This window comes from Streptomyces sp. ADI95-16 (assembly GCF_003721495.1).
GTDB lineage: Bacteria > Actinomycetota > Actinomycetes > Streptomycetales > Streptomycetaceae > Streptomyces > Streptomyces goshikiensis.
In genome coordinates this window covers 7,342,802-7,354,595 of the sequence record NZ_CP033581.1, presented here as the reverse complement: position 1 = coordinate 7,354,595, position 11,794 = coordinate 7,342,802, and the positions used below count along the sequence as shown (strand labels likewise).

Genomic DNA, 11,794 nt, shown 5'->3' with positions numbered 1-11,794 from the left:
TGGGCGTTGATAGGAAATCAGTGGATTGACTTGGATCTCCGGCTGCTCGAAGATCAACACAGGGCCCAGGGCGGCAACCCGGCCCAGCCTTCACCGTGGTCCGGACCTCGGGTGAAGGCGGTGCCGGGTGCCGACCCGCCCGGTTCGGCTAGCCGAGGCCGTCGACGCGGTGGCGGGCGCCGGGGTCGATCCGGATCTCGTGCGGCAGCGGTGCGGGGGCGGAGCCGGCCGGGATCGGGCCGGCCGGGGGGACGGAGGTGCCGGTGGCGGAGACGCTGAAGGCGCCCGGCTTCTTACCGGTCTTGACCCACAGGACGCCGGCGCGGTCGGCCGGGTCGAAGAACCAGCCGGTCGCCGCGGCCTCGTACGCGCCCTTGGAGGCGAGGCGGGTGAGCGCGGCGCCGTCGGCGGTGACCGCGCCGGGGGGCGAGGCGAGGTGGAGGGAGAGCTCGTAGCCCCGGGAGGCGGGTTTGCCGGTGTAGTCGCCGGTGGGCGCCCCGACGGAGACGGTGACCGTGCCGGAGCCGGTGGTGGGGGCGGTGACGGCCACCCGCTGGCGGGCGAAGGCGCCCGACTCGTGGGCGCGGGTCAGGCCGTCGTCCTCGTAGAGGCTGAAGGAGCTGTTCCCCCGCGGGTGGATGTCGTAGGTGAGGGTGGATACGGGCTTCTCGCCCGAGTGGTTCATCCGGGGCCACATCGGCACGATGGCGCCGCCCTTGACGAACAGGGGCAGGGTGTCGAGGGGGGCCCGGTAGCCGTTCAGCCAGCCCGGACCGGCGTAGACGCGGCCCGTCCAGTAGTCCGTCCAGGTTCCGGCGGGCAGGTAGATGCCGTCGCGGACGGAGGTGTCGGAGACCACGGGTGCGACGAGGAAGGAGTCCCCGGCCATGAACTGGCCGCTGGTGAGGTTGCCGCGGGCCACCGGGTCGTCGGGGTATTCGAGGACCATCGCGCGCGTGCTGGGGACCCCGCTCTCGTGGGCGACGCGGCTCATCGTGTACAGGTACGGCATCAGGCGCATCTTGAGCTGGAGGTAGGCGCGGTTGACGGACCGGTACGGCTCGGCGAAGCGCCAGGGCTGCTTGTCCTGGTAGCCGGCCCGCGGGTTGGCCGCGCCCCAGCCGGACATGGTCATGAAGGCCGGGGTGAAGGCCTTCCACTGGAGGTCGCGGGTGTACGTCTTGGGGCTGCCGCCGAAGATGCCGTCGACGTCGCCGGAGGCGTAGTTGAGGGCGGAGAGGCCGGCTCCGGTGATGGCGGGGACGTGCCAGCGCATGTCGTCCCAGGTGCCGTGGGTGTCGCCGGTCCAGACGACGGCGTTGCGCTGGGTGCCGGCCCAGCCGTCGACGGTCCACACGTAGCGCCGGGCGTCGGAGTTCTTCTCGATGCCGTCCACGGCCTGCTGGACCCCGTTGAAGGCGTACTGGTAGCCGCTCCCGATCCAGGCGACGTCGGTCTTCACGCCCCGGACACCGGCCGCGGCGACCTCGTCGGCGAGGGAGTCGAGGCCGGTGGAGGTCCACAGGCCGGTCTGGAAGCCCTTGGCCTTCAGGGCGTCGACGGTGGATTTCAGAGGTGCGGTGTAGCCGCAGCCGTAGCCGTCGTTGGGGAGGAACCAGCCCGAGGGCATGTCGGCGGCGCGGGCGTCGGCGGCGTAGCCGGCCACGTCGGGGGTGGTCTGGTGGCGCGGGCGGCCGTGGTCGCCCTGGTACTCGGGGTTGGAGGCGTTGAAACAGTCCGCGTTGCCGAGTTCGAAACCCCAGACGGGGGCCATGAAGGGTTTCCCGCTGACGTCGGTGTAGGCGTCGAGGACGGATTTGAGGGAGTCCCCGGTGAAGTACCAGCCGTCGAAGCGGGTCTCGTCGTGGGTGAGGGTGGTGGGGGCGTTGAATCCGTACGAGCCGGGGGCCCAGGTGTTGCGCATGACGCCGTAGCCGTTGGTGGACATGTAGAAGGGGGCGGGGCTCGCGTTGTCGTTCTCGCGCCACTTGTTGTCGACGGCGACGGGGACGGTCTTGTCGCGCAGGGCCCACTCCCCGAGGCGCAGCCCGGTGCCGTAGAACTGCTCGTCGGCGCCGCGGGCCAGGTACTGGGTGGTCCGGGCGCCGGTCCAGCTGGTGGGCCGGGACTCCTGCCAGACCGGGGTGGTGTTGTCGGCGCGGTAGACGGAGAACCGGAGCGGCGCTTTGTTGACGCGGATGTTCAGGGCGCCGGTGGTGATGCGGTAGTACGGGCCGTCGTCGGTGAAGGAGGCGTCGACGGAGCCGAAGTCCGTGGTCGGGGCGAGGGCGGAGCCGGCCGGATCGTCGGTGAAGGCGCCGTCGGGGGAGAGCCAGAGCCGGAAGATGTCGGCGCGGGCGATGACCACGCGGGCCTTGGCCCCGCTGGACGCGGTGACGGTGAAGGTGTTCCCGGACCGGGTGAAGCCGGTGACGTCGCCGGCCGTGGCGGCGGCCGCCGGCGCCGCCGTGGACGCGGCGGTGGCCCGGGGAGCGGCCGGTCCGGCGGCGGCGAGCCCGGCCACGGTGAGGGCGGCGGCGAGCAGCGCCGCGACGCGGGTACGGCGGCGGGCGGAGCGACGGGCACGGCCGGGGTCGATGCCGGTGCTGACGCGGGTGGGTCTCATGGGGCAGCTCCTCGTGCGGTCCGGATCGCGGACACACCGCTTTGGCATGCGCCTGGCAACATAGCGGCCGGCCGAGATCCTTTGAAGGAAGCTGCTCGAAGTCGTCCGGAATCACGCAGCTTTGAGCATGCGCCACTTCGATGACGTCACTTCGATGACGTCACATCGGCGAGACGGAGCGCCCCGTCAGCAGACCGAGCGGTAGGGCAGGTCCGGAACGTTCTGCTCCCATTGCGCGCGCGTCAGGTCGCGCCCGACCCGCCGGCACAGCTCCTTCGCCACGTTCGCCGGACCGAGGTCGAAGACCCGGTGCGGGTGGAACGAGGAGGAGACGTGCAGCCTGCCCTCGGAGTCGAAGGCGACGGCGCGCAGGAAGCCCGCGGACCCGCGCATCGGGTCGCCCAGCCGGCGGCGGGCCGGCACGTCCCACAGCTGGACCCGGCTCTCCCCCACCATCGCGGCCAGGGTCCGGCCGTCGTGGGAGAACCGCAGCCCCGCCAGCCGGCCGCCGAAGTCCTCGCCGCGGGTGCCCGCCGTGCTCGACAGTCCGCCCAGGCGCTGGCGGCCGCTGCCGTCCCACAGGGTGACGGTCCCCTGGAGCAGGCTCACCGCCAGCACCGAGCCGTCGTCGCTGAACTCCAGGTCCTGGATGACGCCGGGCCCGAACACGCCGCGCTCCACCTTGCGGGTGGCCAGGTCGATCCGCTCGCCCGCCGAGGTGAACAGGAGGGTGCCCTCGCGGTTGACGGCCAGGTTGGCGGCGCCGGCGTCCTTGATCTCGTACGCCTGCTTGCCCGAGGCCACGTCCCAGACCTGCACGGTCCGGGGCTCGTTCGCCAGCGCGCCCGCCGGGAGCGCGAGGACGATCTGCTTGCCGTCAGGGGTGAACTCCACCCCGTCGACCCGGAAGACGGACTTCGGCAGGGAGATCTCCGCGCGCTTGCGGCCCTCCCGGACGTCCCACACCATGACCCGCAGCTTCCCGTTGCCCCCGACGACGCCCGCCAGCAGGCGCCCGTCACGCGAGTACACCGCGCCGCCGTCGTCGTCGGTGAGGTCGGCGTCGCCGGTGGAACCCCTGAGCGGCACCTCGGGCAGGGCGCGGTCGCGGCCGTCGGCCGTGGTCCAGATCTTGGCCTCCGTGTCCCTGCCGGTGGCCAGGACCCCCGCCGTCACGAGGGTCCGCGCGTCCGGGGCGAACACCGCGTCCATGACGTTCACCGTGGAGGCGGCGTCCTCCAGTCCGAAGGTCAGGTCGAGGTAGCGCACCTGACGGTCCCTGGAGAGGGAGAGCAGCCTGCGGCCGTCGGCGTCGAAGGCGAGGGCCACGCCCGTCGCCGCGCCGTCGGCTTCCGGCCGGGGGAAGGTGAGCAGCGGCTGGGCGGAGGAGCTCGACCGGTCGGACCACAGTTTCACCTGGGTGTCCGTGACCTCGGCCATCAGGGAGGCGTCCGCGTTGACGGCGCCCACCGACTTCGCGCTGAACTCGTAGATGCTCTTGCGGCTGGGCAGGTCCCACAGGGTGGAATTGCGCCCGTTCATGTGGATCAGCCGCTTGCCGTTCCCGCTGAACCGCAGCCCGTGCTCCTTGCCGCAGGGGGTGGTGGGGTACGGGTCCGGGTTCGTCAGCTGCGCGGTCTGCCCGGTGGCCACGGTGTAGAGCTGGACGGGGCGTCCGGGCAGGCAGTAGGCGAGGGTGGCGCCGTCGCGCGACAGGGCCACCGCGTCCCGCCCCGGGATCCGCAGCACGATCCGCCCGGTGGCGCCGTCGATGAGGAGGGTCTCCTGCCTCGCCTCGTAGGAGGTGACCAGGAGGAGGCCGGCCTTCTCGGACACCCCCGCGAGCTGGAGCGCGCCCTGGTCCTCCAGGATGAGGCGGCCGGGCTTGCCGCTCACCAGGTCGATGAGCTGGACACCCTTGCGCTTGGGCTGCACCGCGACCGTTCCGGTGGGGTCCGGGGCGGCCGGCAGCTCGTCCTCCTGGGACAGTTCGGCGCGCGCCGTGCGCTTGCCGGTGACGAGGTCCCAGACCTCCATGCTCTTCTTCTCGTTGAGGACGGCCAGGGTGCGTCCGTCGAGCAGGGTGTCGATGTGCTCCTCGTAGACGCCGGTCGAGACCCCGGCCGGGTTGGTCGCGACCTTCCGCTCGTCCTGGCCGAGCGCGCCGTAGAGGGCGGCGCGGGCCTCGCCCACGGGCGCGACCCGCCAGGCGGCCACGCTGAGCAGGGCCGCGGTCTCGGGGTCCGAGGTGCGCAGGCTGTCGGCGATCGAGGCGATGCTACGGGCGGACGCCTCGCGTTCGCGCTCGTCGCCGATCCGCTTCTGCTGCCAGGCGACGAGGCCCGCGACCAGCGCCAGGGCCAGCAGGGCGGCCCCGCCCGCGCGCAGCCGCCGGGTGCGCCGGCGGGCGAGCGCGGCGGCGGCCCCGTGGGCTTCCAGCAGTTCCGCTTCCAGCCGGCTCGCGCGCAGCCACGGCGGGGCGTCGGCCACGCAGGCGCGGGCCGCCTGCGGGGCCCCGCCGGTCGGCAGGGCGTCGGGGGTGCGCCCGTGCCCGTCCCAGTAGCCGGCGGCCTGGGTGAGCCAGCGCAGCAGGCCCAGCGCGTCGCGGTCCTGGTCCACCCAGGCGCGCAGCTGGGGCCAGGCCCGGATCAGGCCGAGGCCGGCGAGGCGTACGGTGTCGGCCTCCAGGACCAGGAGCCGGGCGGTGACGAGGGAGTCCAGCGCGAGGCGCAGCGCGCCGCGTTCCTCGTAGGGCAGGCCGTCGAACCACTCCGAGGTCGAGGCGGTACGGGTGGTGTCCTGGGAGCCGTCGGGGGCGGTGCCCGGGACGACGAGCCGGAGCACGATCTGCCGTACGGCCTGTTGCACCGGCAGCGGCAGCCCCTGGTACATCTGCGCGGCGGCGGCCCCCCGTCCGGGTTCGGCGCCGCCCTCGGCCGTGTCGCGCAGCGCCCCGGCGGACTGGCGGCCGTCCACGAGGAGGGAGGCGTCCGCCCGCTCGGGGCCGCCCAGCAGGGCGAGGAGCAGCTCGGTGGAACTCGGTCGTTCGGCCGGGGTCTTGGACAGGGCGCGGCCCACGAGCGCGCGCAGGCCGGCGGGCAGGGGGGCGAGGTCCGGCTCGTGTTCGGTGACGCGGACGACGATCTCGCCGAGGTTCTCGCCGTGGAAGGGGTCGCGGCCGGTGGCGGCGAAGACCATCACCGCGCCCCAGGCGAAGACGTCGGCGGCGGCGCTCGCCCGGTGGCCGGTCAGCACCTCGGGGCCCATGTAGCCGGGGGTGCCCATGAGATGGCCGGTGGCGGTGAGCGACATGTCGTTGGTGCGGGCGATGCCGAAGTCGATGACCCGGGGGCCGTCGGTGCCGAGGAGGATGTTGTCCGGCTTGAGGTCGCGGTGGACGACCTCGGCGCGGTGGATGGCCGCGAGGGCGGTGGCCACGCCGGTGGCCAGCCGGACCAGGGCGTCGCCCGTGAGCGGGCCGGATTCGCGTACGGCCTTGCGCAGGTCCCGGCCCGCGACGAACTCGCTGACGATGTAGGGGCGTTCGCCGTCGGTACCGGCTTCGATCACCCGCGCGGTGCAGAAGGACTCGACGCGCTGCGCCGCGAGGACCTCCTTGGCGAAGCGGCCCGCGATCTCGGGGCGGCTGACGAGTTCGGGCCGCAGCACCTTGACGGCGACGCGCGCTCCCGCGTGGTCGTACGCCTCGTAGACCGTGCCCTGGCCGCCCGCGCCGAGGCGGGCGGCGAGCCAGTAGCCGGCGATCCGCTCGGGATCCTCGGACGTCAGCAACTCAGGCATGTCTCCCCCTGCTCCAGCCTGATCACACCCTGCGGGCGGAGGCTATCAAGGGGCGCTGAGCTGCGTGATCACCGGGTCCCGGGGGTTCTGGCCACCGCCGCGGCGGCCCGTTCGCGCCAGCGGACGTACTGCTCCTCCGCGTCGCCCGTGTACGACCAGGGCACGCGCGTGGCGCGGCCGTCGAGCAGCCCGAAGACGTGGGCCGCCTCGGGGAGCATGCCCGCGTGGACGAGGCCGTGGGCCAGGCAGTTGAGGTCGGCGACGTCCTGGGCCGCCGGGACGGTGCGGGCCGCGAGCCACCGCTCCATGGTGGTCCGCAGGTCCCAGCGGGCCGCGTCCCCGCTCCAGTGGTGCAGGAGGTCGAGGCCGGCCCGGCCCTCGGCCTCCACCCGGTGGCGGAACTGTTCGGCCCGGGCGACCTGTGGGAGGACGGCGAGGGCGGAGCCGGGCGGGGCGGCGGCCGCGGAGTCCCGCGCGAAGTTGTACGCCTGGCCGTGCGAGCCGTGCCAGCGGGCGGACATGTAGCGCAGCCCCTGGTGGTGGCCCTCCCGGTGGTACGGGTCGCGGACGCGGAGTTCCTGCCACCAGCGGCCCATGGAGGCGTGCCCGCCTTCGTACAGCCGCGCCAGGGTGATCAGCGACAGCCAGGGGTGGGGGTCCGCGGGCGCGGCTTCGCAGGCGCGCAGGCAGATCCGGGCGGTGTGGTCCAGGAGCTCCCGCGCGGGTATGGTCCCGCCGCGGGCGACGGCGAACATGCGCATCACCTCGGTGTCGGCGCGCAGGACGACGGCGTCGAGGCTGTGGGGTTCGGAGGCCTGCCAGGCCTCCACGACCCGTTTGTCGGCGGCGGCGTTGGCGAGCAGCCGGATCCGGTGGGTGCGCCGGTCCCAGTCGTGGGCGGCTCCGGCGGCGAGGAGGTCGCGGGGGCCCTGCCAGCGCCCGGCGGCGATGTCCTGGCAGGCCTCGGAGAGGGCGCCGTCGGTGAACGCGGGGTCGTACTGCGGTGCTGCCGCGGAGCGGCGGCGCTTCCAGGCCATGGGACGGGACCTTCCTCCGGTCAGAAGTCGGTGAGCAGTTCGTCCGGTCGGCCGGCGGCGGCGCGGGTGGGGTCGTGGCCCGTCACGCCGTAGGACTCGTCGACGTCCTGGGCCCGCTGGGGGTCGAGGGGGCTCGGCTGGAAGTACGACCTGCCGCGGAACCAGGACACCAGCATGGGCACGGTGCCCAGGGCGAGCGTACCGAGGCCGATGGTGAGGGCGGCGGCGTTCAGTTCGGTCACCGACTGGGCCAGGATCCACAGCATGAACAGTCCTCCGCACAGCGGCCACGCTCCGACGAGGAGGAAACTGCCCGCGGAGGTGAACAGCGTCTTGCGGTGGACCACTACGGCGGAGAACGCGGTGAGGCTGTAGTAGAACGCGATCTGGAGGCCGATGCCGCTGAGGGCGTCGGCGAGCAGTCCCGCGCCGGAGCCGAGCGTGACGGCGGCGGTGAAGACCAGGGCGACGGTCGCAACGACGGCGGTGGCGGTCCAGGGGGTCTGGCGGTGGGGGTGGAGCCGGCCGAAGGCCGGGGGGAGGGTGTGGTCGCGGCCCATCGCGAAGAGGGTGCGGGTGGCCTGGATGAGCGAGGTGTTCAGGGTGGCGACGGTGGAGAGCAGCACGGCGAGAACGAGCAGGCGGCCGCCCCAGCCGGGCCAGATGGCATCGCCGAGGACGGTCAGGAAATCGCCGGGGGCGCGGCGGACGGCGTCGGTCCCGATGAGGATGTTGACGGAGATGGTGAAGACGGTGAACAGGGCGAAGACCATGAGGACGCCGATCACGCCCCCGAATCCCGAGCCGCGGCGGCCGCCGCGGGTCTCCTCGCCGAGGTTGCTCGTCACGTCCCAGCCCCAGTAGGCGAAGACGGCGATCAGGGCGCCGCCGACGAAGGTGTGTTCGCTGCCGAAGTGGCTGAAGCCGAACCAGGAGAGGGAGAAGTCGGCCGCGTTGCCGTCCTTGGCCATCGCGGCGACGGCGAAGACCACGAGCAGGACCAGCTGCGCGCCGGTGATGAGGGTCTGGGCGTGGGCGCTGATCCGGGCACCGAACATGACCACGCCGGCCACGAGCAGGAACCAGAGCGCTCCGATCGCGGTGGGCAGCAGGGTGGAGCCGCTCGTGTCGAGGCCGAGGAGGGCGAGCGTCGCGCTGCCCGCCGGCAGGGCGCTGGAGGCCATGAAGACGGTGGTGGAGACGACGACCGCCCAGCCGCTGAGGAAGCCGAGGAAGGGGTGCAGGGACCTGCCGACCCAGGCGTAGGCGGCGCCGGCGTTGGGGTCGAGGCGGCCGAGGTGGCGGAAGGCGAGGGCGATGCCCACCATGGGGATCGCGCAGTACAGGAGTACGGCGGGGCCGGCGACGCCGACGGCGGCTATCAGCGCCGGGAGGGTGACGGCGATGGTGTAGGCGGGACCGCAGCCCGCGACCGCCATGACGACGGAGTCGAACCGGCCCAGGGCGTCGGCCCGTAGGCCTCCCCCGGCACCAACGTGCTTGCTCAACGGTGACGCCTTTCCTAGGGATGCCGGCGGCCCCGTGCCGTGCGGCCGGCCGCCTGCGGGCAAGGCGGGGCGAGGCCACGCGATGCGCGGCGCGGCGCGGAGCCGCACTGCTCGGCGGTGGCACGGCTGGGTGGGGCGGGGCGCGGCTGGTGGGGGCGGGGATGGGGTGGATCGGCAACTGGGCGGCATCGCTGTGGCGTTCCGGGCCCTTGCAGAGCCGACCCGGCGGCGGTTCACGCGTCCGGGTGGAGAGGCAGGTGCCAGATCCTGCCGAAGCCGCGCGGGAAGCGCAAGAGCCCTGGTGCGGATCCTGGATGTCAGAGCGGACATTGATATTCGATTCAATGCAACTTTCATCAATGTGCCGAGGATTCGCGGGCGTTCTCCCGCCGCCTACGGGGTGCCCGGCGGGGTGACCGCGAGGATCGGCGGGGCCGGGGAGGTGTGGCGGTGGCCGCAGGGGTCGAAGACCAGGAGCACGGGGCGGCCCGGGCGCTGGCGCCAGGAGATGCGTTCCGGCAGGCGCGCGCAGACCGGGCAGCGGGGCAGCGGGCTCGGCTCCGGCGCGTGGTCCGGGGCTGCCGTCAGCCGCGGCGTGGACTGCGGATCGCGCATGAGTGCTCCCTGGTCCGGGGGTTGTGCTGCTGAGACTGTGCCATGGACCGGCCCCGCCGCGCACGGGCGAATCGTCCAGTGTTCCGGCTGGTCAGAGGTGTGGTCACCAGGGGGATTCCGGTCCTCTGCGGGCACTTGCCGATCAACCGCTCCCGTGGCCGACCGCCACCAGGCCCGATTCGTACGCCGCGATGACCGCCTGGGCGCGGTCGCGGACGCCCAGTTTGGAGAAGATGCCGGTGATGTGGTTCTTGACCGTGGAGACGCTGATGTCCAGGTCCGCGGCGATCTCCGCGTTGTCGAACCCGGCGGCCAGCAGCCGCCAGATCTCCAGCTCGCGCGGGGTGAGGCCGGCCGGGGCCGCCGTCACCGGCCGCGGCCGGGCGGGGGCCCGTACGTAGGCGGAGATCAGCCGGGTGAGCAACCGGGGCGCGACCGCGGCCTCGCCGGTGTGGACGGTGTGGACCCCGGCGATGAGCTCCTCCGGGGAGACGTCCTTGGGGAGGAACCCGTAGGCGCCGGCGCGCAGGGCGGCGACCACGTACTCGTCCATGTCGAAGGTGCTGAGGGCCAGGACGCGGGAGGCGGGCAGCGTGCGCGCCAGTTCCTCGGTGGCCCTGACCCCGTCGAGGACCGGCATCCGGATGTCCATGACGACGACGTCGGGCCGCAGCTCGTGGGCCAGGGCGACGGCCCGGGCCCCGTCCTCGGCCTCGCCGACCACCTCGAACGCCGGGTCGGGCGCCAGGATCAGGGCGAGGCCCCGCCGTACCAGCGGCTGGTCGTCGGCTATCAGCACACGGATCATCCGCGTCGTTCCCCTCCCCGTCCCCCCGGGACCGCGCCGGCCGGAAGCACGGCCGCCACCCTGAACCCGCCGCCGTCGCAGGCGCCGGCCTCCAGGGTGCCGCCTTGCAGGGCGACGCGTTCCCGCATTCCGATCAGACCGTACCCGCTGCCGGCGGCCGGCCGCGCGGGTCCGGGCCGGGCGCCTGCGCCGTCGTCCCGCACCTCCACGTCCACGCCCTCCGGCCGGTACGTCAGCCGTACGTGGGCCCGCGCGCCCCCGGCGTGCTTGCGGGCGTTGGTCAGGGCCTCCTGGACGATCCGGAACACCGTGAGCCCGACGGTCGGCGGCAGCGGGCGGGCCGTCCCGTGGACGGTGAACTCGGTCGGCGTCCCGGCCAGCCGGGATTCCGTGATGATCCGGCCGAGGTCCCCCGCCCCGGGCTGCGGCTCCGGGGGCACCTGTTCCGGTTCCTCTCCGGCCCGCAGTACGTCGAGGAGCTGGCGCATCTCGCCGAGCGCCATCCGCCCGGAGCCCTCCAGGGTGACCAGTGCCTCGCGGGCCGCCTCGGGGTCGTGCGCGAGGTTGGCCCGGGCGCCGCCGGCCATCAGCTGCATGGTGGTGATGTGGTGGGCCACGATGTCGTGCAGCTCCCGGGCGATCCGGCGGCGTTCCTCGGCGACGGCCCGGTCGGCCAGCAGGGTGCGCCGGGCCTCGGCCTCCTGCTGCCAGCGCCGCACCAGCAGTCCGGTACCGACGACGAGGAGGACCGCCACCGTGTTGCTGAGGACGCCGGTGAGTGGGGACACCGCGCCGTGGCCCCCGCTGATCAACGTCAGTGGCACGGTCGCGAGGGCGGCCGCCGCCGTGACCGCCGGGCCGCGCAGCCGGGTCACGGTGTACAGCGCGACGGCGAAGGCGGCGGAGAAGTGCGGGCCCGTCGGCGTGGTCAGGTTCAGCGCCACGCCCAGGGCGAGGACGGCGCAGAGCACCGTCACCGGTCTGGCCCGGCGGGCCAGTACACAGGCCCCGCCCAGGACCACGAGGACCACGGCGGACACGGTGAGGGGACGGCCGTCCTCCGTGGCGCCGAGCGAGAAGCCGATCAGGTCGTTCGCGGCGGTTCCGATGGCCAGGAGCGCGTCACTGCGCGTCCACGCGAAGGCCGGCTCGCGCACCCTGTCCCAGCGGGTCCGGCGGCCCGGGGCCTGCGCCCCCTCCTGACCGGTCGGGCCGGTCCGGTCCTCGCTGCGTATCGGCATGCCCGCCGGTCCCCCTCCGTCGCCGGCCCGCCGGATCCGAACCGGAGCAGCCGCAGGTCACGTACGTACGGGGTCCATTCTCGCAGCGGCTCCCCGGCGCGCGCAGGGCCCGGGGGCGGAGGCCGGACCAGGACTGAGGTCCTGGTCCGGGGAGTGCG

Annotated in this window: 7 protein-coding genes; all 7 read right to left on the bottom strand. The window is 73.8% G+C overall.

The genetic code is table 11. From position 1 onward, the window contains the following. Nucleotides 1–148 precede the first annotated feature (148 nt). The 7 genes from EES41_RS32625 to EES41_RS32595 all read right to left on the bottom strand — a co-directional run bounded on the left by EES41_RS32625 (nt 149) and on the right by EES41_RS32595 (nt 11,636). On the bottom strand, nt 149–2,626 hold the full coding sequence (locus EES41_RS32625) for a TIM-barrel domain-containing protein (protein WP_123081518.1): 2,478 nt from the start codon (nt 2,624–2,626) through the stop codon (nt 149–151). Between the two features lie 186 nt (nt 2,627–2,812). Further along, on the bottom strand, nt 2,813–6,427 hold the full coding sequence (locus EES41_RS32620; protein ID WP_123081517.1) for a serine/threonine-protein kinase: 3,615 nt from the start codon (nt 6,425–6,427) through the stop codon (nt 2,813–2,815). A 68-nt stretch (nt 6,428–6,495) separates the two neighbouring features. Continuing rightward, the gene (locus tag EES41_RS32615; protein ID WP_123081516.1) at nt 6,496–7,464 is read right to left on the bottom strand and encodes a hypothetical protein; all 969 of its coding nucleotides are present in this window, start codon (nt 7,462–7,464) and stop codon (nt 6,496–6,498) included. Between the two features lie 20 nt (nt 7,465–7,484). After that, nucleotides 7,485–8,972: an APC family permease gene (locus tag EES41_RS32610; protein WP_254211652.1), complete on the bottom strand. Its 1,488-nt coding sequence runs from the start codon at nt 8,970–8,972 to the stop codon at nt 7,485–7,487. A gap of 393 nt (nt 8,973–9,365) precedes the next feature. After that, nucleotides 9,366–9,587, bottom strand: coding sequence for a hypothetical protein (locus EES41_RS32605; protein ID WP_123081515.1), 222 nt, complete (start codon nt 9,585–9,587; stop codon nt 9,366–9,368). Nucleotides 9,588–9,729: 142 nt separating this feature from the next. Beyond that, entirely contained in the window at nt 9,730–10,395 is a 666-nt protein-coding gene (locus tag EES41_RS32600) for a response regulator transcription factor (protein ID WP_123081514.1), read from the bottom strand. Continuing rightward, nucleotides 10,392–11,636, bottom strand: a complete 1,245-nt coding sequence (locus tag EES41_RS32595; protein WP_123081513.1) for a sensor histidine kinase — start codon at nt 11,634–11,636, stop codon at nt 10,392–10,394. The genes EES41_RS32600 and EES41_RS32595 overlap by 4 nt, the downstream gene beginning before the upstream one ends. Nucleotides 11,637–11,794 lie beyond the last annotated feature (158 nt).